The organism is Methanomassiliicoccaceae archaeon DOK (assembly GCA_009911715.1).
Classification (GTDB): Archaea; Thermoplasmatota; Thermoplasmata; order Methanomassiliicoccales; family Methanomethylophilaceae; genus Methanoprimaticola.
Window position 1 is genome coordinate 109,982 of the sequence record CP047880.1, and the last position, 23,873, is coordinate 133,854.

16 protein-coding genes are annotated in these 23,873 nt (G+C 55.6%); 8 read left to right on the forward strand and 8 right to left on the reverse strand.

From position 1 onward, the window contains the following. Positions 1–3: 3 nt before the first annotated feature. The 4 genes from JS82_00590 to JS82_00605 all read right to left on the reverse strand — a co-directional run bounded on the left by JS82_00590 (position 4) and on the right by JS82_00605 (position 3,405). Complete coding sequence (locus JS82_00590; protein QHK16720.1) at positions 4–987, reverse strand: tyrosine-type recombinase/integrase; 984 nt, start codon at positions 985–987, stop codon at positions 4–6. Positions 988–1,105: 118 nt separating this feature from the next. Beyond that, positions 1,106–2,725, reverse strand: a complete 1,620-nt coding sequence (locus JS82_00595; protein QHK16721.1) for a hypothetical protein — start codon at positions 2,723–2,725, stop codon at positions 1,106–1,108. Positions 2,726–2,832: 107 nt separating this feature from the next. Next, a complete protein-coding gene (locus tag JS82_00600; protein ID QHK16722.1) occupies positions 2,833–3,195 on the reverse strand; it encodes a hypothetical protein in 363 nt (120 codons plus the stop codon). 60 nt (positions 3,196–3,255) lie between these two features. Then, complete coding sequence (locus JS82_00605) at positions 3,256–3,405, reverse strand: ribbon-helix-helix protein, CopG family (protein ID QHK16723.1); 150 nt, start codon at positions 3,403–3,405, stop codon at positions 3,256–3,258. Positions 3,406–3,505: 100 nt separating this feature from the next. On the opposite strand from JS82_00605, the gene JS82_00610 reads away from it, so the two are divergent. The 3 genes from JS82_00610 to JS82_00620 all read left to right on the forward strand — a co-directional run bounded on the left by JS82_00610 (position 3,506) and on the right by JS82_00620 (position 5,045). Further along, on the forward strand, positions 3,506–4,051 hold the full coding sequence (locus JS82_00610) for a hypothetical protein (GenBank protein ID QHK16724.1): 546 nt from the start codon (positions 3,506–3,508) through the stop codon (positions 4,049–4,051). Between the two features lie 229 nt (positions 4,052–4,280). Next, the gene (locus tag JS82_00615) at positions 4,281–4,379 is read left to right on the forward strand and encodes a hypothetical protein (GenBank protein ID QHK18338.1); all 99 of its coding nucleotides are present in this window, start codon (positions 4,281–4,283) and stop codon (positions 4,377–4,379) included. 129 nt (positions 4,380–4,508) lie between these two features. After that, positions 4,509–5,045, forward strand: coding sequence for a hypothetical protein (locus JS82_00620; GenBank protein QHK16725.1), 537 nt, complete (start codon positions 4,509–4,511; stop codon positions 5,043–5,045). 210 nt (positions 5,046–5,255) lie between these two features. Here JS82_00620 and JS82_00625 read toward each other — a convergent pair whose 3' ends face one another. Both JS82_00625 and JS82_00630 read right to left on the reverse strand, forming a co-directional pair. Beyond that, on the reverse strand, positions 5,256–7,220 hold the full coding sequence (locus tag JS82_00625; GenBank protein QHK16726.1) for a hypothetical protein: 1,965 nt from the start codon (positions 7,218–7,220) through the stop codon (positions 5,256–5,258). 169 nt (positions 7,221–7,389) lie between these two features. Further along, entirely contained in the window at positions 7,390–8,343 is a 954-nt protein-coding gene (locus tag JS82_00630) for a hypothetical protein (GenBank protein ID QHK16727.1), read from the reverse strand. 207 nt (positions 8,344–8,550) lie between these two features. On the opposite strand from JS82_00630, the gene JS82_00635 reads away from it, so the two are divergent. From JS82_00635 to JS82_00645, 3 genes are all read left to right on the forward strand, one after another. Then, on the forward strand, positions 8,551–9,624 hold the full coding sequence (locus tag JS82_00635) for a hypothetical protein (protein ID QHK16728.1): 1,074 nt from the start codon (positions 8,551–8,553) through the stop codon (positions 9,622–9,624). A 472-nt stretch (positions 9,625–10,096) separates the two neighbouring features. Further along, on the forward strand, positions 10,097–20,353 hold the full coding sequence (locus tag JS82_00640) for a hypothetical protein (GenBank protein ID QHK16729.1): 10,257 nt from the start codon (positions 10,097–10,099) through the stop codon (positions 20,351–20,353). Continuing rightward, positions 20,350–20,625: a hypothetical protein gene (locus JS82_00645; protein ID QHK16730.1), complete on the forward strand. Its 276-nt coding sequence runs from the start codon at positions 20,350–20,352 to the stop codon at positions 20,623–20,625. Before JS82_00640 ends, JS82_00645 begins: the two co-directional genes overlap by 4 nt. A 316-nt stretch (positions 20,626–20,941) precedes the next feature. Here JS82_00645 and JS82_00650 read toward each other — a convergent pair whose 3' ends face one another. After that, the gene (locus JS82_00650) at positions 20,942–21,565 is read right to left on the reverse strand and encodes a recombinase family protein (protein QHK16731.1); all 624 of its coding nucleotides are present in this window, start codon (positions 21,563–21,565) and stop codon (positions 20,942–20,944) included. A gap of 433 nt (positions 21,566–21,998) precedes the next feature. Between JS82_00650 and JS82_00655 the strand changes: the two genes are divergently transcribed. Beyond that, a complete protein-coding gene (locus JS82_00655; protein ID QHK16732.1) occupies positions 21,999–22,427 on the forward strand; it encodes a GNAT family N-acetyltransferase in 429 nt (142 codons plus the stop codon). Here JS82_00655 and JS82_00660 read toward each other — a convergent pair. Beyond that, positions 22,393–23,421, reverse strand: a complete 1,029-nt coding sequence (locus JS82_00660) for a DUF3089 domain-containing protein (GenBank protein ID QHK16733.1) — start codon at positions 23,419–23,421, stop codon at positions 22,393–22,395. The genes JS82_00655 and JS82_00660 overlap by 35 nt on opposite strands. Positions 23,422–23,451: 30 nt before the next feature. On the opposite strand from JS82_00660, the gene JS82_00665 reads away from it, so the two are divergent. Then, complete coding sequence (locus JS82_00665; GenBank protein ID QHK16734.1) at positions 23,452–23,838, forward strand: zinc-ribbon domain-containing protein; 387 nt, start codon at positions 23,452–23,454, stop codon at positions 23,836–23,838. Positions 23,839–23,873: the final 35 nt, after the last annotated feature.

The window sequence follows — 23,873 nt, forward strand, 5'->3', positions numbered from 1 at the left end:
GGTTCATAGGTGCCCCCTCCATGTGCGTCTGTGGGCCATGCTGCGGTTCCGGCTCACGTCTATTGCGGCGGAGTATTTGGTCAGGGTCTTCCCGCTGGACGCCTTCCTGACCCTGGCATAGAACATGTCCGTGGTCTTGGCGCACTTGTGGCGGAGCTCGTCCGAGACGTTCTGGAGCAGGTCGCTGTCGTATTCGCAGAACCATGTGGCGACGGTGGCGCGCCAGGTCTTGAGGGTGAACTGGATTCCGGTGGCCTCACTGACCTTGCGCATCTTCGCGTTGACCGATTTGAGCGTGTATGTCCCCACATCGCCTTTGTAGAGCCTGGGGAACAGCCAGTCGCTCTCGATGTTGTTTCTCCTGAGATACCTCTCCCTTTCCTCAAGGTAGCGGATCAGCGTGTCCACTGATCCCTCGAAGAGCAGCTGGACCCATTCGCTGTCCGCGTATCTTCCGTTGCCCTTGGGGTTCGTGATGCGGAAACGTCTGCCGTAGATGTCCAGGTCGTTCACCTTGGCGAGCCTGATCTCCGACGGCCTGGCCATCGTCTGGTACGCGAGGTATATCATCCCGCGGACGATGGATCCGTTCCATCCGGGCAGGCCGTCGATGTAGTTCATGACGGTGAGCGCTTCCTCCTTGCTCAGGTGTTCGATACCCTTCAGCGGAACGGAGAGGCCGGCGTTGCTCCTGACGCGCATGGCCGAGTAGTTCTCGAAATGCTGGAGGTACTGGTCGACCAGTTGTAGGTACTTCTTCATGGTGGATGTCTCCAGACGACTGTCCCTCATGGACTTGAGAAACTCCTGGATGTCCCTCCTGGTCATCTTGTCGGCTTCCAGTGTGCTGATCTTGCCGTCGGAGTGCAGCTTCTCCATTCTCGTCGCTATGGTGCCCAGTTTGCATCTGCGCTCCTCTGATGTGGCCTCGTTCCAGAAGCCGGTCTGGGCATCGATAAACCCATCGATCCCGTCTCTGAAGTTCATCTCGTCCAGCCTCCCGAGACGGGTGATGATGTTCCGGATCCGTTAACTACGTTCACTTTCAGGGATGTCCAGGCATTGTGTGAACGCCCAGTTACCGATGTGGTCCGTTCACCAGAAGTCATTCCGCATCCACCTCCCTGCATGAGGGTTCGGACTTTCTAGTGGGGGATTCTATCTTGCCAAAGAACATGAGGTTGTCGTAATCCCCGAATGTTTCGATGGCAGTCAGGAAGTTCCTGTCGAAGGACTTCGCATCGGTGTTTATCCGCCTGTGGTTTCCGTACGCCTGTTTGAGATCGAACCCGAGGGATACAAGTCTTGTCGTCAGGGTAGTTGCGGAGTAGGGTACGGAATGGCCCAGGTCCCTCTCCCTGTCGGTGTATTCGTCTCTAATGTCTTTCGTCGTTATTCTGTTAAGCAGTTCCTTGCAGTCTCTCAAAGACACCTCCGTTTTCTTCACGTCGAGGGGGTGTGAATCCATGTATCCTCTCTGTATGAGCCTGAGCATGGCGTTGAACATGCCCCCTTCGACCGAGTCTATGTTTCTAAGGCGGATGCCATCGATGCTCTGCTGGATCAATGAGAGCATCTCCCGCTCCGATTTCGTTGTGCACCCGATGGTTGCGAACAGCAATGCACGGTCCATGTCGCGCCCCATTATCGGAACGGACGGCAAATCGTGCACGTATGCATACTTGTATTTCCCCAACTCGGGTATGGTCCTGGTCAGCTGATCCTTTATTATGTTCCTGAACCGTTTGAACCAGATTCCACCCAGTTCAAGGTTCTCGTATTCGGTTCCCCTGTGTGATTCGGTCAATAGTTTCAGGCAATGCAGGTCCTCCAGGATCATCTCAGGGTCGTCCTCAGGATATTCCCAAGGCACATCCTCAAGGTAATTGACCGAGTAGACCATGCTGTCGTTTCCAAGTCTTCCCAATTCGATCGGCAGCCCGCGGTTGCAAATGTCCTCTGGGACGGAATCCCCACGTGTGGCGTAAACCACAGGGGTGTATGCTTTGCAGACTTCGATTTTGCGTGTGTCGTTGATGAAGCGTATGGTTCCGCCTTCTTTGCTGCACACGTCCAGGAGGAATTGGTACAGGTCGCCGCCACGTGACTTGCTCTCCATGTTGCGACCCATCTCGTCCAATGCGAGGGATACGTCGTAGTCATGGACCAACCGGGTAAGTGCCGCCGAACTGTAGTTGGTCCGGTACACCCCCCTGTACATCACTTTGCTGATGGCCATTAGCAGCGTGCTCTTACCAGATCCAGTAAAGCTGTTCACCACCAAGTGTGGGATCACTGCGAACTGGTCTTTGAAATAGCTCCCTATTACGTAGTTGGCTGAGGCGACGGCCTGGTTGTCATCGGCGAAGCATACCAGTTTCTGGAGGTACCTGGTCAGTCTCTCGGCGATTCCAGACATTATCCTGATCGTACGTTCTTCGATAATGTCCGCGGCCTCCGACTCACTCGATCCAAGCGGCCCTCCGAGTTCGGATTTCCAATGTTCAAGGCGTGTGAATGTCGGAAGTTTCCAACAGATGGAAGCTTCCAGATCCCTGAGCATCTTGATTTCCGACTCACTGAGATTCTGGCACCATTCGGAGTACGGCATCATCTCTATGCCGCCTCCTTCGTGGATGACCGCCATGCCCTTCGATCCGGACTTATCCTTGTAGGGTTCGATCAATATGGCATCATTAATTGTAGCCATGGTAGCTAGCTCCATCATCGAACAGGACGATTGTGCCTAGTCTGCGCCCGCCATGTCTATCTATGGCTCTGAAGCGAACGTCTTCTGACAGGAATGCGTCCAGTTGTGTCTGGTAGGTCTGCTTAGCAACCCTGTTCAAGGCGATCGACCCCAGGAATCCTCTGGTTGGGAGAAGGCCGGAATTCCGGTATTCCTGCGGTCAAGTCCAAGGCGTAGTGGTCTTTGCAATCCAGGTTTTTGGTCAATAGGAGGAATGCTGGGCGGTCCAGTGACTCTGCGAAAGATGACATCAGGGCCACGGATTTGTTGATGAGTTCGCTCTTTCCGATGTAGAAGATCGATCTCATCTGGTTTATGGAAGTCACGGTGTTGGGGCTGAGCGAGTATGTGTGTCTGGTAAACGTAACGTCTTCCAGTGGTTTCGGTTTAGTATCAAGTCTGATGCAAAGATTAACGTCTATATATTCAGCATCGTATTTGTCCATTCACACCTCCATCATCTGCCCCTGGCAATCCCCAGGGGCGATTTTTGTATTCATTTCCTCTCACTCCTTTTTGTGGTTGGCGATGTAGTCGCGGATAGCACAGCGGACGAGGTCCGATCTGCTCCTCGCATACCCCTCCTCCACGAGCCTGTCGATCTCTGCGAGGTCCATAGGGCTCGGGTTTGTTGTTATACGGATGACTTTGGTCATCACCCTAGAATAAACTTTCACATATTTGATACTATTTAGCATCAGATAATCGCTAAGTACGAGTGAAACTGTCTATAATCGAGAGGATTACGATTAAATCATGTTGGACTGGTATAAGGGTGTGGTCGGAGTCGAAACAAGAAGGATATTGATCGCGGTGCCTGTGGAACTGCACAGCGATTTGCTCAAGCTCTACCCTAATTCCAGTCCGTTATTTTCCAACATGTCGGATGTGTTCAATTCCGCTCTGCGCTGGCATTTGGAGGCAGTCTACCTGGACATTAGTGCCTCGTTCTTTTCAAAATGGCTTGAAATTGAGAAGGAAAGTGGGAAGGATTCGTTTCCTGAGTTTATGTATGTCCATAGGGAAGAAGTGGGTTTCGACAGTTTCAAGGATTTAATCGATATGTACATGGAGCAGGTCGAGGACTATAAACCGGACATCTCTCGTCTGCAAGTAACGGTTCCGTTGGGGTTAATCAAGAGGGTTCTGGACACATACCCTGTGTTTGTAGAATATGCAAAGGAAGATGGCCGCATAACTGGCAAGATGTCGGAGACGCGTTACTATACCATAATTATAGCTGCTTATCTCAATCACGTCCATGAGGATTGGGAGAAGTTAATCATAATCAACAATGACTGATTCATAATCGTAAAAAATCATCCCTCTCTCGTTGCCTCTGAGCGCAAACGATGGCTCTGCCAGTTGCCAGCACCTTGACCTTCACGATTTCGATATGGGCGGGGAACGAGGGGTTTTCGGCCATGTGCAGATTTATTCCATTTAGTATTGATAAAACACTATTTGTGGCTAAGCAACAATTATAATTAATATTCTAAAGCCATGCCCATAGTGCTCCGCCGCATCTAGCATCGTCCGGGGTCACAACACCAATGGCTGGATAGAATGGCGCACCGACGACGGTATTATCCTGGACGAGGTTCTTCGTATGGCACCACAAAACGAATGACACGGTCTAACTGGAACCGTATCTGGACCTCAAGTGAGTTCCTGGAATCTTCGGTAGCTCGTTTTACCATGTATTCGGAGGATGTGGTTGCAAACATCATTATTAAGTCTATAAATGATACCATTATTGATGGAAGCACTCTACGTCATCTTCTTCACGATGAGTCCGGAGATCAGATACAGGATTGACCGTCTCGTCGAGGTCGGCCTGTATCCGAGTCTGAACGATTTCGTGAAGAGCTCGTGCAGAACGATCCTGTACTCCATGTCCAGGGCCTCTGTGGAGGGTCCGAGGTCTCTGGCGGATTGGACGGTAGCTGCCGTGGCGCTGTCCCTCACTTACCCGTGCTCCAAGGATGACCCTCGCGTGAGTACCAGGCTTCCTCTGGGTCTGTCCAACGTCTTGTCTCATACCGCTGAATCCATCGGCATGTCCGTAACGGCGCTGAAGCGGGCGGGGGTGATGGCCGAGCTGATGAACGCCGAGCAGTTCCTCAAGGAATACGAGATCGTTGGTAGCAAGGGCGCCGATTCCATGAAGGTCATGAGGATGAGGTACAAGGAATCCCACCGTGCAGGGGAGAGGGTCCCCGGAGGATGTGGCCGGCTGAACATGAAGAAGATCGACCGGGAATTCCATTCGATGATGGTGCAGAAGCGGCTCTAGACATCATTTTCCCAGAAATAATGTCGAATCAGCATTCGTTTCCATTAGCACTGAAAAAAGGTAGCCAGAACGAAGTGTCCATAGCCCACGGGGGGCTTTCGAACATATCATATATATTTCTAGGGCGACACAGAGTTATATCGTATAATTCGGTCATACATTTCTTCAGTTGTAGGGGATAATGGGTTTGTACTCGACATCAGTGCCGGCCTAAGTGACATAGCTCCTGCTGTGGTAAGGTGTAAATGACGATTCCGATAGGGTCCATCCTGATCGGTTTCGTCGTCTAGATATTTTGAACTCTCCGTCCTCCTTCACATCGTCGGGGGTCTTCCCTGCAAGCAGGAGCCCTGCCACCGTTTTTTCGTCCTCCGTCTCCATCATTCTGAAGAGCACCTCGTCCCAGCGGCGGACTATGCCCAGTTCCACTAGGTACTGCATAGACCTGTAGATCCTCGACGCCGTGTAGATGTCCGTGGACTCGTAAAGCACCGGCTCCCCCTCGGCGTCGGGGAAGAGTTTTCTCATCACGGCGTCCGTCTTCATCTTGGAGCCGTACTTCTCAAGAAGGTTGGGACAGTTTCCCCTTATGAGAGCTCCGACACTGGGGTAGACAAACTTTCTGACGATGTCTTCTGGCGCATTGTACGGGGTAAGTTTCCCGTCCAATGGGTTGACATAGATATGGTTGAAGAAATCGACGTCCACTATACACCCGTGGATCGTCCCCCATCCTCCAAGGGCCTTTACCTTTTTCGACACCTTGGAGGTGAGGCTCATGTAGCCGGCGGTGAACCTGCGGACGCACTCGGCGTATTCAGTCAGTCTGTCATAGTAGTAGCGCAGGTCCCTTGTCTTTGCGTTTCTCAACATACCCCCAGATAGCATGTAGAACGATCCGCGTGGGAGGCTGACGAAGAACATGTAGACTCCTCCGCGCTTGACCATGTAGAACGTCCCTATCTGGCTGCAGGTCATGCTGACGTGCCTTGAGCGGTAGAAGTCGTACATCTGGGCCTTGGTTATCTCGTGGATCCCGTCGGGGTAGTAACCCAGGGCGTCGCTGCGCCAGTAGGTGTCATCGTCTGCCATCGGATGGAACGACTTCAGCGAAACCCTCCCGCCGTACCCGATCTGGTTGTCAGCCAGCTCCACCGTACTCTCATCGATCGTGATGCGGTTACTGTGGTCGTGTCCGCGGACGTAGATCCAGTTCGGGTTCCTGGGGGCATCCGTCCAGTCGTGGAGGGGCATGTGGGTAAGCACCACCATGTCGTAGCGCTGGACGGCGGAGAGGAGCTGGCGGTACAGCCTGTCCATCCCTTCGGACAGACGGACCTCCTCGTCGCGGTCCATGCCCTCGCGGTACATGCCCGAGTCAGTGTTGTGATCCCCTCTCAGGCCGGAGAACCCCACTCCCCCGAAGACGGCGAGCCTGGCGCTCCTCAGAAGACGCTGGAATCCCTCGGGCGGGAACGAGCGCATGTACTGGCGCTTGACAACCTCGACGCCAGTGTCCTTGAAGACGATGAGATCCCCCTCCAACAGATGTATCCCGGCGCGCTCGGCCATGGAGCGGTACCACGCTATCGCCGAATCGCACGGATGACCTCCTCCACAATGGGTCTCCGGGTCCCAGAACTCGTGGTTCCCAAGGACTGCGACGATGCGCTCGCCGCCGATGCGGTGCGCGAGAGCGGTGTAGAACGCCTCAACGAGGCGGCAGTGATTGGACACGTCCCCTCCCACGAGGAGTACGGGGTCGCTGTCGTCGTCCGTGATGAAATCCTCGGCGATGCGCTCAACAACTTCCTCCACTAACGCCGAGACCTGTTCGGGTGTGGCGCCGTCCGGATGACGTTTCATTATCTTGGAGTCCAGGTGGATGTCGGTGACGTAGAACGCCGTCATGCGCTTCTGGAGGGCGAGGGAGCGCCCGGTTGATTCGATCAGGGCGTCGTTGGATGTCTCCGGAAGGGAGTATGGGGTGGCCTTACACAGGGCCATCCGACTCGGTTCGGGGACGTAGCCGTTCAGCTCCGCGTCTGACAGGTCATAGTCGCACGCTTTCAGGAACGGTTCAAAGTCATCGAATGTCCATGTCGTCCAGCCCTCGTCGTCATCGTACTTCTCTACGATGAACCTCCCCGTCCCGGGATCGTACCGCTTGCTCACGAACTCCAACGTACCACCGATATCGAAGGATGGTACGAATAGATGAAACAGTACGCTCAGCGTACCTGAGAATTAGACCTGGGAAGACTCGGTGACGAGATGAGTAGATGAAAATGGTCTCCGATTATTCAGATGCGATGGAGCATGTCGTTATCGAATCTTAACGAAATCAATCAACTTTGGTTTCGATATCTTCTTTCAACCATCTTCTCGCTGTGGAGTACGGGACGCCAGCAATTGCCGATGCTGTCTTGACATCTATGTCCAAGTCAATTGCACGTCTGATTGTAAGTAGTTTGTATGCTTTTGGTGCATCAATCTTCTTTTCGTCCGATTCGGTGCAGTTCTCGGCGTAGAACCTCTTGATTGTGTCGATGACCCTGATGGAGCTGACACCTCCGACCGTGCGGTTGAAAAGGTTCCAGTCGAACCCATCCCCAACGTAGAACGACGCCGAGGCCTCGTGGTCATAGCAAAATTCTCCCTCTTCCAGGTCCTCCTTCCTTCCGGTCCACTCCGTGACGGGCACTATGATGAGGACGGGCGAGTCCATATCGTAGTTCTGGAACGCGATAAGCTCCTCCGGACGCAGGTTAAGATGCTCCGTCTCTATGTACCGTTTGTTGAAGGCCAGGTCCTTCCTGAACTTCCCGGTGAGGTTTCCTGCATATTCCTTGTTGTTTATGAAGTTCCTGAACGCGGGGCCCACGGACCTGCTGGAGGGGGTCAGGAACCAAACCATCATGCGGAACTTGCGTATGATCCCCAGGAACCCCTTCATCATCACGCTGGCGTTGGTCTGGTTGGAGTCGCCCCCTATGAAGTTCTGGGCCTCGTCCAGGATCAGCAGGAACAGAACGTTTTCGCGTCCGTAGCGCTCCATGTTCTCGACCACCAGCGGGAACACCTCCTTCATGGTCCTGATGTGATATACCCCGTCCGGGGTCCCCTCCGTGAGCTTCCCGCTGCGCTTCGTGAAGAAGATGATGTTCGTAAGGAGGATGACCTTCCCCAGCCCGGGGAAGCGTCCCGTGACCATCTTCTCCGCGATGGCCACGGCCGTGTGGGTCTTGCCACCGCCTCTGAACCCGGATGTCAGCCAGACCGCACCGGGTTTGGCCATCCCCTCGATTAGCCTTCCGAACCGTCCCGTCTTCGTATTTCCGGATGTTACAGACTCCTTTTCCACAGTATCCCGACCAATTCCCTACGTCACCGAGAGGAGACACAGCGATGATGGAATCATGATGTCAATCTATAAATATTCTTATAAGAATATTTTATTAGATATGAGAATATCGAAAATGCACTTGAGAAGGGAGGGGATATCGTGAGGAACAGATTCGTGAAGGTCAAGGGTACGAATATCAGTCTGAACGCCACCAGGATAACAGAACTTGCGGAGGCGGGTGATCCGCTGATGCAGACCACTCTGGGGATGATGATCCTGTCCAAGACGCTCCCCCTCCGCAGGAGGGAGGAGGGAGTCACGTGGCTGAAGAGGGCGGCGGAGGGCGGAGATCCTCTGGGCATGTACGTGCTTGCGAGAGCATACGGAGTGGAGGGAGAACTGGATCCAGACGGATCCGAGGCGAGGATGTGGATGGAGCGCTCTGCGAAAGCCGGACACCCTGCCGCACAGGCCGAGTACGGGATGTCCCTGCTCGACGAGGGGGCGGACATCGACCAGGTGGATTACTGGGTGACTTCGGCATTCAACGGCGGCGACTGTAGGGGCGTGTACGCGCTTGGCTCTCATCTCGTGAAAAGCAATCCTCCGGAATCCGACGACTACAGGTACGGGGTGATGAAGCTTACCAACGCCGCCTTCGGTGGCATCTCCGACGCCACAATGGAACTTGTCGGAGTATACCTGAATGACGACAACCGCTTCATGGCCGCCCGCTTGCTCAGGAAGGCTTCTTCCCAGGATCACCCTCTGGCGAACTATATACTCGGAACTCTGTTGGTACGGGGGACTCCGTACATCGAGAAGGATCAGACCGAGGCATTTGCTCTGCTTTCAAGGTCCATGGAGCAGGGGTGCAGGGAGGCGGGGTGGACGCTGGGATCAATGTACCTATACGGGGTGGGTGTCGAAGTAGACCCTGGTAAAGCACTCGGATTGCTGGCCGACGGATATGAGAACGACCATCCGATCTCAATCCTTAATCTGGGCGTGATGTTCCTCGAGGGCATCGGTGTCGAGAAAGATCCCGAAATCGCGGCGAACCTGTTCCAACGGGCGTCCGAACTCGGCTCCAGGGAGGCCACGAACAATCTCGGCGTGATGTACGCTGTCGGCATAGGGATTCCCCGGGACTTGGATAGGGCCGAGAAGCTCTTCAGAGAAGCCGCGGACGAGGGAGAACCAAATGCCGAAATCAACATTGGCCTACTATGAACACGGTATTGCCCCATTGTCCAAAAGTGTCAATTTCCGAGAGTAAACACAGATTCATATTTTCTGTTATACTCTGATTCATAACTGATACTATATATCCTCCATAATCAAACATATTTTTAAGTCTGCAAAGAAATAAACTTGTTAGAGCATGGAATGCAGACAATGCTCAGGGGGAGAGAATGAAAGGAACCCGCGCATTAATCCTGGGCGGTGTCATGATGGTGACATTGCTGCTTTGCCTTTCCCTTCCGTCGGACCCGACTTGGGATGCCGAACGGGGGGGGGAGGAGGTGATGTCTTTGCGGACACCATAACCACACCCCAGGGATACACGATAAACACAGACGGACTCCAAGACACGGAGTTGTACACTTCTACCACGATTAGCGAAATCGAGAACCTCATCACGGTCACGGATTCCAGAGATCAGCCAGTTACCGATTTTGTAGTCGCCACTGGGGAGACCACGTTGCACGCTGGTTCGAACACCGTCCACGTCTATGTCAACGGCGTTTCCATCGCATCGTTCAGCGTCAATGTAACGGCCGTGGAGATAGAGAGCATGACGGCAGACCTCGCCGACGATTTCGAGATATACTCGTCCTACGACACGATGACCGAACTCATAAAGGAGCATCTAACCGTCACCGCTACCTTCAACGATGGGATCAAGAGAGAACTCGGTGGGAGCGAATACACTATCACTGGAGCATTCACGCCCGGCGTCGAGAACACGTTCACCGTAACCTACAACGATGATCCTACCAAGAGTTGCACCTTCGCGGCCTATGTGAACGAGCAGGTCTACGAGAGTCTGAGGGTAGAGGTGAATCAGACTAGCCCCATCAAATCCAGCACCTCGATGTCCATGCTGAAACTCACAACCTCGGAGGAGTTCGGAGACCATTCCGTGACCGTGAAGGTCTTCGGAAAATACGCCGACGGCAGAGAGGAACAGCTGGACTACACCCAGTACGATTTCACCGGCAGCCTCAACGTCAACGAAGGCACTCCCAACGGAGATGGGACGTACAAGGTCACGGTGACCGTTGTGGATTCCGCCACCGGACTCCTGTCAGAAACCTTCCAGCTGAGGGTCACGGCATCGGTCCCAACGTCCCTGACATACACCGGCGAGATCATCGGCTACATGGTAGGCGACAGGTACGTCGTCAACGCCGAGAACTTCACCGTCAGTTTCCAGGGAGGCGGTTCACGCAATCCCATCCAGAGTGAGCTGAATGTGTCATTCCCCGAAGGCTCCGTCGACGATGAAGGGTGCTTCACGACGACGGGTCTGAAGACCCTCACAGTATCCTACACGGAGGGAGTCGACGAAGATGGCAATCCCATAACGGTCTCCTGTAAGGTGAACGTGACCGTTTCGGCCGCTTTGGTCGACAGACCGTCCTTCGACTCCACTCCGGCGACCTACGACAACGGACAGGAGTTCGACAGGACCATGACCGGTTACGACGAATCCATAATGGACCTCGCCGTGACCCGCGACGGGGAGGCCCTCACCAATGGAGATGGGTACAGATACACAATCAGCGAGGATGGCACGCTCATCTTCCATGCTTCCGACGCTGGGGTGTACACCATAACCGTCGTTCTCGACGACAACCACAGGTGGAGCACATCAGCTGGAACTAATCCGGTGTGGACCTGGACGATATACAAGGCGTCCATCGACGCCGTCCTGGAGATCGATGGATGGGAGTACGACGGGGGGCTCCAGACACACGACTACGCCATCCATCAGAGGGGCGACGAAAGCATCGTCTACACAGATTTCAGCATAGTCTACTACTACGGGGAGTCCAACGACGGGACTGTGGACCTAGCCAGAGGTCAGGCAGTGACGCAACAGCCGACCCTCGCCGGGTCCTGGCACGCGTACGCGGTCGTCACTGAGAGCGACAACTACTACGGCGACACCACGGATGATGTGGACTTCACCATCGACAGGCAGGACGTGGTGCCGATATCGATAGCAGACATCACCTATGACAGCAGTGAGCATGACGTCTCGGGAAGCTTTGAGAACTACACCATCTCGGCCACTCCCCAGACCGTCGTGGGCGATTACACTGCCACCGTGACAATGACTGATGACTACTATCACAACCACGAGTGGTCGAATACGCACAGCAGTGTCACCACAGTCGAGTGGAGCATCGTCAAGGCCACGGTGCCGATCCCCACAATCGCCGGGGGGCCTTGGACCTATACCACAGATGCCGAAGGCAACGCAATCGAATACACCGTGAGCCTGGAGAATGAGTTCGAGGGGCTCGTGATAATGAAATGCGCCCAGGTAGACGTCACCATCGACGGCATAACGGCAACGTCCTCGCAGGCCGGGGTATACAGCCTGTCCGTGAGCCTGTCCGATTCCGACAACTACAGGTGGGAGGGCACAGGGGATGACATCTCTATCAAGACCATCACCTGGACCATCGGCAAGGCAGAGGTGAGTAAACCGACCCTGATTACTGACCAGCCGAAGTACACGGGCAACATCATCCAGTACACGGAGGCCATCGAAGTCCCAGAGCCATCGCTGGTGACCGTGTCCGGAAAGACGTCCGGAACCGATGCCGCGTCGTACACGGTGACAATCGAACTCGAAGATGCGGACAACTACAAGTGGGCCGAGACCGACGACTCCTCTCAGTTCACTCTGACCTGGTCGATCGTCCAGGCGTCCAACAGCATCTCGAACGTGACTGTCGATACAGATCCGTCACTGACTTACAACGGGTTTGGTCTGGACGTGTTCTCGGCAACAGCCGAGTTCGGACAGGATCAGATAACATATCTCTTCTCAACCGAACAGGATGGGGATTACACCGAGATGCAGCTTCCTCTGGGGGCCGGCGACTGGTACGTCAAGGCTCATGTGGATGCTACCAGCAACTACGCAGCGGCGACCTCGGCCGAAGGCACGCTTTTCCATATTGACAAGGCGGAGAACACTATCGTGCTAACCCCTTACGCCGACAACACCGTGACGTACGGGGAAAGCTGCGAGGCACCCGCCATCGACAGCGCCGACTACAGAACCGGTCTGGAGTTCCAGTACTCGGACTCCGAGGTCGGTGGGTACACGGAAGGGCTCCCGACGGACGCCGGCCTCTGGTACATCAGGGCACACGTGCCGGAGTCCGACAACTACCTCGAGGGACACTCCGAACCGGTGGAGATCGACATAGAGCGGTTTGCCATACCCTATCCTACGTTCTCGTACACCGGCTACTCGGTAGCCGAAGACGGTTCTTCGTTCATATACAACGGCACCGTAAGGACGCCGAATGTGGTCCTGGATGTAAAGGACTACCCGTATGAGGATGGCATAGTGGATGCCATCAAGTACACGCTGGTCTCCCAGACCAACGCCAACACCTACAACGTGACCTTCAAGCCGGGCGACAACTACAGGTGGGCAGACTCCTCGAACCCCGCAGGGGTGACAGGAGCGTACACCGCGGGATGGACCATTTCCAAGAGCGTCGTTGTGATCGGATCCTTCGACAGGACGATGGTGTACGACGGCAGCCAGTTCACTCCAGGGATCCCCAGGAATGACAACCTCTACAAAACCTACATCCCAGGGGCCCTGGAGATGAACGAGTACACGGCCACGCTGACCCTGATCTATCCGGAGAACTACGAATGGGGGATCAACAGTGATAGGAAGGATGACGGGACCACGCCGTGGGACTCCATAGACGGTACGAATCCCGCCGTCCTCCATGTCGGGTTCGCGATCACCAACCAGACCTACACGATAACCATCACGGTGTCGGATGTCACGTATCCAAATGCGCCCTCGCCAGATGTTGAGAGCATAGTTCCCAGCATCATCGGGTCCGACATCACGCAGATTGAGAATGCCTTGGAGGATGGATATTTCCAGTACTACTACAGGGTCCAGGGCGAAGACGGAAACGGTTCCACGGACGTTCCCACCGGAGTCGGACACTACGAGGTTAGGATCCATGTCGATGCTACGACGAGCTTCGACCAGGCTTATTCCGCATGGGTCCAGTTCAGTATCGATCCAGCGACCATCGAAATAACCAAAGTGCAAGGATTCGACAAGACTTATGACGGGACTGCGTTCTTCGTCGAGAGGAACGCAACACTTGAGGCCACAGTCCAGAATCCGGCGCAGAACGCGCTCGACTGGAAGTTCAGCCTGTCGCTGGACGGAGAGTTCACGGACGACCTTTCGCTCACCGATGTGGACACCTACACTGTGTACTACACCGTGTCGGCCCCCAACCACACGACCATAGGTCCGGATGAGGACCACTACTTCACGGTGAAGATCTCGCCCGTGGCCATTCCCGTGGACCTGGGAACGGGATCGATCGACTACGACGGCGAGACTCCGACGGCCGACGACCTTTGGGTCGTGTTCGGCGGAACGGTCACCGACCAGGTCACCGGTTATCTCGTACCGGGCGACACGGTCGAAAGGCTGGACATAACCCTGTTCGTTCCAGAGGATTCCGAGGACGTCTCCGAAACGCCCTACACGGTCGACGGAGACTGCGGGAACGGGAACTACGCGATAACCTTCACCCACGGGTCCCTGACCATCCGGCCGGTGGACCTGGAAACGCCGAATCCCACCATCGCGGCAGGCACAGGCCTCGTTTACAACAACACAGACTATGCGGTGAGCGACTACATCACCGGGCTCCCTCAGTATACAGACGAGGGCGACCCGATCACCTGGACATTCAGCACCTCTGCGGACGGATCGTACAGTGAGGGTCTGTCAGTGAGCGATGCGGACGACTACATAATCTACTACAGGGGTTCCGCCCCCAACCACAACGACTTCGTGAGTTCGGCCCAGACCACAGGCCAGTACCTTACACTGACCGTCGAGAAACGCCAGCTGATCATAACCCTGGAAGGTGTTCAAGTCGAGTACGGGGACGTACCGGTCTACGGAACCCCGGCGGTGAGCGGGTTCGCCAAAGACGAGAACCAGAGCGGTCTGCACATGGTGGTCACCCCGTCCAGCGGTTACGAACAATGGGAGACAGCCGCTGGTGTAACCCTGGACATCACCGTCGGTGTCACCGGTGACCTGGACAACTACACCTGGAAGTTCGGCGGTGCCGACCTCACAGTCACGGAACGCGGCATCACCGTGATTATCGATGACAAGAGCTCCGGATACGGGGAGGATCTGGAAGATCTCACCTGTCATCGGGACACCGGATCCACCATCAGGGATGGAGATTCACTCAGCAGCATCGTATTCGTCGGGTTCAAGAACGGCATCACTCCCACAGATGTCAGGGCGGGAGGATACCGCATCGTAGGAACCGATGTTCCGAACGACAACTACGACGTCACGTTCGTGGGTTCCGGGGACAGAAACAGGGACTACGGGATATACACCATAACTGCCGCCTCTGTGACGATCAGCTTCCTCGAGTTCACCGATGACGTCTATGACGGCGAAGAGAAGGTTTTCGGATACGAGCTCAGCGTCTCCGATGTTCCGCAGGATTCCGTCTCCGTCACCTACTACAGGCTAGTGGACGGAGCCCCGGCGGATCAGGTGGACAACGTCGTGGACGCCGGAACCTACAGGGTCACGGTCACGCTCAGCGGTAACTACACCGGTAGCGCGTCCAACGACTACACCATCTCTCCGGCGGACTACGAGGAGTACTACGACATAAGCATCACCTTCACCGACTCACAGCCCACCTACAACCGCAAGATGCAGTATCCGAATCTCAACCTGGAGAGCATGGAAGACTCTGCTCTGCACAGACTCGGATGGAGCTACTCGAAGGGTGCCACCAACGTCAGCGACGGTCGCGTGGAGGTGACAGTGACGTTCACGCTCCCCGACGAAATATCCGGGAACATCAGCGTCCCCGACTCCATGACGGCTTACGTCACGGTCCAGCCCGTCACGGTCGATGTTAATTGGGATAATGCCGATTTCGTCTACGACGGGACAGAACAGACCGTCCTGGCATGGTACTACCATGTGGATGACACGGAACATACGTCTCCGGTGTACTTGGACACCTCTGATGTGCGCACCTACATCGGAAACGAGGTTGCTGAGTTCAAGGATTGGGTCAACGGCGGGTATCTAATCACAGCCGATTTCAGGTCCGACGACAACCTGGAGAGGAACTACGCTCTCAGTCACTCCGACGACGTCAACGCAGAGAACTGTGACCGCAGCGTCTTCATTATGGCTCAGCGCCCCGTGACCGTGGTTGCGAACAGCTACACGATCACCTACGGCGATGAGCCTCCGGCCCTGTCCTGGCACTACCAGGAAGGCACCACAGATGCGGGGAAGTTCGTCCTGGACGGGGGCACCGTGGTCCAGGCCAGCGACATGACCACGGGGATCGCCGTGACAACATCGCAGACGGTCGAGGTGGGGACTCCCGTAGGCAGTGTCTACGTCAACGCCAGTTGTTACGGGATGACAGGCCTATCCAACTTCGATGTGACCTACGAGCAGGGTACCCTGACCATCGAGAAGAGACAGATAACCATCGACATACACAACCAGTCGTCCGTGTACCATCAGGAGATTGTCGTCTCCTCCGAGAGGGGAGAGAGTGCCGACGAAGGCGCGTACCACGTGGTCTCCGGCACTCTGCCGGACATCGCGAACCATCCTGACCTGGACCCGGCAATCGTGCTGGTGAAGGCGGAGGGAACTGACGCAGGCACATACGCCATCACTCTGGGAAGCTACAACCAGAACTACGAGGTGACCGTCCAGGACAACGGAACGTACGAGATACGCCCCGCGCAGATCACGGGCATCTCCGTCAGTCACGATGATTTCGATTACGACGGCAGCACACACGACGGGACGGAGTTCGAGACAAGCGCCGTGACGGTTGACGGGTCCGCATACACGTTCACGTTCTCCTTCACCGGAGAAAACTATGTCGCAGGCGAGAGCCTGACGTTCTCCGATGCGGGAGACTACACTGTGTACTACCAGGTCTCCGCGCCCAACCACGGAACCGTCGACGATTCGTTCACGTTCTCCATAGGTACTGCCCAGATTCACATCTCGTACACCGAGGTTGATGACTGGATATACAGTGGAGAACCACCGAACGTCTCGGGGACCTTCGAGTTTGGAGACGCCGAGGTGAGCATTTACAGAGGGAACTCCACATCCGCGGAGAATCTGGTCGAAGGAGGATTCACCACATCCACCGATGCGGATACGTACACCGTCCTGCTATACGTCCCGGAGAGCATCAGCTCATGGGACCACAACACGCCGAACTACGGATACACCGAGGCCTCATACCTGGTTATCATCGACCCCCTGGAGGTGTCGGTGGAATGGGTCTATCCCTCTTTCGTGTACGACGGGTACAGCAAGACCAACACAATCACGATCGAGGATTACATGGAGTTCGGCACTGGTGGGGATCACGACCATTCGCCCGAGCCCGTCACCACGACCTCCGGGAAAACGATGACCATGATTATCGCCACCGCCGGAACGTACCAAGTCTGGGTGGAACTCACCAGCGACAACTACTGCTGGGACAGCGACAACCCGGAGGAGAGGTGGTTCCCAGTCGTGTGGTTCATCTCCGAGGGCTCTAATGATTGGGTCAACGAACTAACCGAGTTCGGCGGCTGGGTCTACGACGGAGGATACGACGAGCCGCAGGGCGTGACAGCGGAGCACGGAACGGTGTACTTCATGTACTCGGCGACTGAGGACGGGACCTACACCAGGGCCCCCTTCACCGACGCCGGAACGTACTATATCGTGGCCGTGGTCGACGCCACCGAGAGCTACGGGGGGCTGAGGTCCGAACCCGTCGAGTACACCATCGAGAAGTGCCCCGTCGACATCGTGGAGGCAACCGGCGACACCGAGTTCACATACGATGGCTCGGTCCACACAGTGGCCGTTTCGGAATACGATCCAAAGAAGGTCTCGGTCACCGGGACCTCGGCGACAAACGCCGGGAACTACACCGTCACGGTGTCGCTGGTCGACGGACGCAACTACGTCTGGAACGACGGCACAGGCTCGTCCGAGGACTATACCATCCCGTGGGCGATCAACAAGGTCATCCTTACGCTACCAACATACAGCTCTGGTCACATCGGTGATGACGGAGTCGGGTTCCTGGAGTACAACCTCTACGAGCAGACCTATCCGTTCGTGTTCAATCCAGCCCTCGTAGAGGTGACTGGAGACACAGGCGCTGCAGCCAAGACCTACACGGCGGAGTTCAGGATCGTAGATTCCACCAACTATGCCTGGCCGGAGGACACACAGACCACGGATGGCGCATACGTCTTGGAATGGCGCATCGACCCGATGACGCTGACGGCCCCCACGCTGGACTCTGATACCACAGTTTACGACCCCGACGGCACGTACAACACCGTCACCAACTATGTGGCGGCGTACATGGGCCTGAGCACCAACTCCGTGTACGTGTCCGTGAGCATCGTCGGGGACGAAGTGACGCTCACGGCGGACAGGGTCAGCTCCGTACATGAGAGCGGACAGTACTGGATCGATGTGAGTTTCGCCTCTGACAACTTCCAATGGAATGATGGCACCCAGGAGGTCAAGCGTCTCTACTGGACCGTCACCCCCGTGCAGGCCACGCTGACTTCTGGAAACGACAGCTTCCTCTACGACGGGGAGGAGAAGACCTACAGACCGGGCGGGTTCGATGCAAATATGATGTTCATCGACGGCGACCGCAGGACCAACGCGGGGAGCTACGAGGCGAAGGTTACGCTCCGCGACACGCTCAACTATGTCTGGAGCGAGAACATGTCTGAGTACATCGGGGAAGACGGAAGCGCCTACATGCCCTGGAGCATCACGGCTGAGACGTTCGACCTGGACAGTCTCGCTGTGAACCTCGAGTTCATATACGACGGAACGCCGCACGTCCCTGTGTTCACCGACCTGCCGTCCTGGCTCACCGTCTCATTCGAAGGCGGTGTGACGGAAGCAGGCACCGGTGACGTCACGGTCACGTTCGCGACGGTCGGTCAGCCGGATTACACGCTGGAAACGACCGAGAAGACCTACACGGTAACCGTCGTCCAGCGCACCGTCACCATAGATGTGGCCGACGCCGAGATGACCTACGGCGGAGACGTCCCGAGCATAGGATGGTCCTACGCTGAAGGCTCCCTCGGTTTCGTCGAGTCCGACAGCGTGACCGTCGAGACGGGCACCGACTACAAGGGCGGAAACCGTGGAGAATACAATACGACCGCCACCACCACGGCGGACACCGGAAACTACAGCGTGAACATCAACCCGGGAACACTGACCGTGAACCCCATCGTGGTCTCGTACCCAGAGAACGACCAGGTCGAGTACACAGGGTCCGAAGTGGATTGCCCGTTCACTGGCCCCTTCACCGTGGTCTCCGGAGCCACAGCGACGTCCCTTGGCGACCACACCGCCACTATCTGTCTCAACGACCCCGTGAACTACGTGTGGTGGGACGGTACCAACGGCGACAAGACGCTTACGTGGAGGATCGTCGCCGGGGACCAGCTCATGGAGGACTACTTTGACGTGGACACGTCCGATGAGGTCTACACCGGTTCGGAGATTGAGAAGTCCGTCGTCAGTCTGAACCCCAACATCAGACAGGGCGAGGACTACACCGTTACCTACAGCGACAACATCGACGCCGGGACGGCCACAATCACCATCACCGGAATCGGAGACTTCGAGGAAAGTGTGCTCACCTATGAGTTTACAATCGGTCCGAGGCCGGTCTCTGTTCCGGAGCCTGTGTCCCTGGAGTATCAGGAGGGTGTGGAGCAGACCGCACCCTACTTGTCAAACGAGTACTACACCGTGTCCGGGGAGGTCTCCGGCACCGAGGTCGGGGATTACACCGTGACCTTCACGTTGAACAACACGGAATCGAGGAACTACGTCTGGTCCGACGGCACCTACGACCCGAAGACAGTGACCTGGCGCATCGTGTCGGAGCACGTGCTCATCGACGGATTCTTCGTCATCGACACGTCCGATGAGATCTACACCGGTTCGGAGATTGAGAAGTCCGTCGTCTGTGTTAACCCAGATCTGATTCTCGGCACCGACTACTCCGTGTCGTACAGCAACAACGTGGATGCCAGTACGACGGGGAACCCCGCGAGGATAACCATCACGGGTCTCGGAGACTACGAGGACAGCGTCCTGGAGTACACCTTCTGGATCGACAGGCTCGTACCCGTCCTGGAGTTTGTAGGGGACGGGTTCAGGAGCTTCGAGGACGAGGGCACGTTCTCCCTGACCCCGTACATGTCTGGAATCGGCGCGGACGACATTGTCTGGACCTCCAGCGATCCGTCCGTGGCCGAGGTCGATCCGGAGACAGGAGTCGTGGCAATCCGTTCCGTGGGAACCGCGGAGATCACCGCGACCTTCCCTGGAGACGGGAACCGCGAGGCAGCGGAGGACAGCTACACCCTGAACGTGGACGAGGTCAGAACCGAGATCGTGGTCGTGCCTGGAGGATCTGGCGGTGCCGGAGGCGACTCCGAGGTCATCTACGTGCCCACGGTCATAAGGCAGACCGTGGACGGTGGGATAAGCGACCTGACCTGGCTGCTGATTATCGCGTGTATCGTCGTCATTATGCTTGCCGTCATCTGGCTGATCTGGACCAGGAGGGACGGCGAATGATGTACGACGACGCGTTCCAGCTTATGCAGGAGAAACACGTGCTGTCCATAGTTCTGTACCTGGCCGAGAACGGTCCCAGCAGGAAGTCGGACATCTATGGGGCCGTCTCCAGGGGTACGAGGATGCCCGACAAGCTGGAATATCTGGAGAGGACGGGGATAGTCCAGATCTCCAACAAGGACGGCCGCGGATCCCTCATCTCCCTGACGGAGAAGGGGGAGAAAGTAGGGGAACTGATATCCGAAATAAAGGAGATGATCGATCGGAATTGATGATTCATTCGAAAATCGACAAACCATTGACTTCGCAAAGGAGTTAAACTAATGGTCGAGCGGTAATTTCTATTGTTTCGTAGACTACCGCTCGACCATCTTCATTTAATTAATCTAGTTTTGGATGACAGAAGATAATGACGAAGGTGGGGAGGTTGTCAAGTCTCTCATGTTGTATTCACATAGTTTCGACTGTTCATTAAAATGACTAGAACCATCTGGTCATTAAACATCTGTTTGCTATCCAACGAGATTTCAACGGTTTATTTATAAAACAAAGGGGGAGGGATTTTCTATCCACCCCTCCCCTGGGGGCTCATGGGATCAGCCCCTCCTCCCGAGCAAGTTTGATCAGGGTTGCCCGAGATATCCCATCGAACTGCTCCGCCAGTTTCCTTTGGGAGATATCGGGGTTCTCGGCGAGTATCGCCAGCAGCTTCTCCCTCTGATAGGTAGTAAGATGCTTCGGCCTCCTGCCCATCTTCTTCCCTTCGTTTCTGGCACGGGCCTGCCCATCTATAACACGGTCCCGAATGAGCTCGCGTTCGAACTCGGCGATGGCACCAAGCACGGTTATGAGGAGCTGTCCAGAAGCCGAACCGGAGTCTATGGGCTGGTCCAGGAATTCGATCTCGACGCCGTAGCGTTTCAGATCCTGGAAGATGTTCAGGAGGTTTATTGTCGAACGGGCGATGCGATCCAGCTTTGTAGCGATGATCTTGTCGAACTTGTGTTGTTTGGCATCTGCCATCATGCGATCCAGTTCCGGGCGATGCGATTTTGCACCGGATGCAACGTCTGCATATTCATCGAAAACAACCATTCCACGGGTTTTAGCGAAGTCCCTCAGCCTTTCGATCTGGTTCTCTGTGGTTTGGCGGTTAGTCGAAACCCTGCTGTATATTGCAACCACAGTCGGATTGTCCTGGTTACCAACCATGGCTAGTAATCTATCATGTCGACTTAGCGGTTGACTTTTGCATCATTTCAATCCAGTTAAGAGAATTTGGAGAGCATTACAATAAAATGGGTCTGTTAACTCAAATGCTGGATATAGCTGGCCATCAAGAACAAGTTAACAAAGTGAATGAAATTAATTTCCAGATTTGTCTTCATAGGGTATCTGGTCCAGCCATGAATGTTATGAATTGTGATACAAGTGGTCAAAAACTTGGTGTTACTTTGCTTTTCAAATGGCAATCGTACTTTCATGTAGCTGCATAACCATCCTGGATTTCAGCGGAAAGGGTTTGATAGTGAATGGAGTTAATTGAGTTAAACGAATTATACATGTGCAAAGATGAAAAAATCGACGGTTTACGCCACAAATCTGGGCGGGCCCACTTTCTGCATCCCTATCATCTGGTGTGAACATGCTCCGTTTCGTCGTATCTGACATTCTCACCGATGATGCCGCGCTCATCCGCAGGGAGGTTTTCATGGATGAGCAGGGTTTCGTCAACGAGTTCGACGAGACGGACGATGTGTCGCGCCATATCGTCGCGTATGACGGTGACTCGCCCGTCGCCGTATGCCGCATCACCCCTGGGGAGGACGGAGTGTGCCATCTCGGCAGGGTCGCGGTCGTGTCCGATCATCGGGGCAGGTCACTGGGATCCATCCTCCTGAGGGAAGCCGAGGCGCAGGCGTCAGACATCGGTCAGCGCCGCATGGTGCTGGGTGCGCAGGTCCGTGCCAAGGGGTTCTACGAGAGGCAGGGATACGTCGCATACGGTGAGGAGTACATGGACGAGTGGTGTCCCCACATCATGATGGGGAAGGACCTCCGATCACACCGTTGAGTCGGCCGAGGAACGCCTCCGTCCTGACCGCGACGTTCCTCACAAGGTTGTCGTAGTACAGGCCGTAGTCCATGTTGTGCAGGCTGGCAGGGCCGAAGAGGGGCGTCTGGCCCACGTCTATGTAGAATTCAGATGCCGTCGTGCAGATGACGGATCCGCGCTCCGTGTCCACACGTGCGTCGCCGAATCCAGGGACGTGCTCGAAACGGCATTCCCCGTGCTTGACGAGGCTTCCGAGGTTGTCCTCCGCCGGGGCGTAGGTCCCGTCGCGCCTCCAGTTTATCGGGTTTATGCACAGCGCTCCATCCCTGATCACGACGTTGTCCATGCCGACGTTCTCCGGTCCTTCGGTGTTCCAGGAGACGACGACCCCTGTGTCGTCCTCATGCTCCGCGAACCTCAGATGGGGGTTGGCCGACATGAACCTGCGGGTCACGGAGAATCCGATGACGTATGCGGCCACCATGCGGGAGTACTCCTCGGGATGTACGTCCATGTACTCGTCGAGTATCATCCCAGTCATTATGGAGCCCTGTGAATGCCCCGCGAGGATGAACGGGCGTCCGTCGTTCATGTGCTCGAAGTAATGGTCGAGGGCGGCGAAGACGTCCTCCCTCTGCGGGCCGTGCTGGAACTCGTACAGCTCGTCGTGTCCGAGGCGCTCCACCTTGAAGAGGTTGGTCTGTCTGTAGAACGGTGCGAAGACGTTCGTGGAACCTGAGAATGCGGATGCCTGTCCGATGAGCTTGTCCCGGGCGCCTGCGCGCATGACGGGGTTCGAGATCTCGCACACGTCGGGGGCGCCGGGAGACGGGTCGATGTACGTGGTCGGGTAGAGGTAGAACGTGTCCACCCCGTGGACGACCTCCGGTATCTGCAGCCAGTTGTCTGGATCGGAGTAGTCTGTTCTCGACAGGGCATCACCGTCGGAGAATCGACGTCCACGTAGATAACGTCCTGCCGTCCATATGGATGCTATCTCCATCTGTGCCATTTATATCGTTCAATCGCCATTTCTAAGACCATGTACTGCCAGAACTGCGGTTCTCAACTGCCGGACAGTGCGAAGTTCTGTGACCGCTGCGGAGCCAAGGTGGGAACGGACACGGAGCGCAGCAACGGCAACACCGAGTACAACATGGCATCGATCATGGTCAACAAGAAGAGCGAGGCTCTGGCCCTGATCCTGTCACTTCTGATTCCGGGTCTGGGGCAGATATACAACGGGCAGGTCTCGAAGGGTGCAATGATGATTGTCGCTGCGATCGTGTGCGCAGTTCTGATCTTCGTGTTCTTCCCCATAGGGATACTGTACATCGTGCTCTGGATCTACGCGATGTACGATGCGTTCAAGGACGCCAAGGAGTACAACCAGTACCTTCTCAGTCACAACGGCAACCCGCCCTGGTGAGGGTGCCGGACTCCAAACTCCTTATTTTTCAATAC

Excerpts from the sequence above, each read along its gene's own strand:
- JS82_00650 (QHK16731.1), bottom strand. The coding sequence starts at position 21,565 with ATGGTTGGTAACCAGGACAATCCGACTGTGGTTGCAATATACAGCAGG.
- JS82_00590 (QHK16720.1), bottom strand. The coding sequence starts at position 987 with ATGAACTTCAGAGACGGGATCGATGGGTTTATCGATGCCCAGACCGGC.
- JS82_00645 (QHK16730.1), top strand. The coding sequence starts at position 20,350 with ATGATGTACGACGACGCGTTCCAGCTTATGCAGGAGAAACACGTGCTG.
- JS82_00655 (QHK16732.1), top strand. The coding sequence starts at position 21,999 with ATGCTCCGTTTCGTCGTATCTGACATTCTCACCGATGATGCCGCGCTC.
- JS82_00665 (QHK16734.1), top strand. The coding sequence starts at position 23,452 with ATGTACTGCCAGAACTGCGGTTCTCAACTGCCGGACAGTGCGAAGTTC.
- JS82_00605 (QHK16723.1), bottom strand. The coding sequence starts at position 3,405 with ATGACCAAAGTCATCCGTATAACAACAAACCCGAGCCCTATGGACCTC.
- JS82_00595 (QHK16721.1), bottom strand. The coding sequence starts at position 2,725 with ATGGAGCTAGCTACCATGGCTACAATTAATGATGCCATATTGATCGAA.
- JS82_00630 (QHK16727.1), bottom strand. The coding sequence starts at position 8,343 with ATGGCCAAACCCGGTGCGGTCTGGCTGACATCCGGGTTCAGAGGCGGT.
- JS82_00620 (QHK16725.1), top strand. The coding sequence starts at position 4,509 with ATGGAAGCACTCTACGTCATCTTCTTCACGATGAGTCCGGAGATCAGA.
- JS82_00610 (QHK16724.1), top strand. The coding sequence starts at position 3,506 with ATGTTGGACTGGTATAAGGGTGTGGTCGGAGTCGAAACAAGAAGGATA.
- JS82_00660 (QHK16733.1), bottom strand. The coding sequence starts at position 23,421 with ATGGCACAGATGGAGATAGCATCCATATGGACGGCAGGACGTTATCTA.
- JS82_00600 (QHK16722.1), bottom strand. The coding sequence starts at position 3,195 with ATGGACAAATACGATGCTGAATATATAGACGTTAATCTTTGCATCAGA.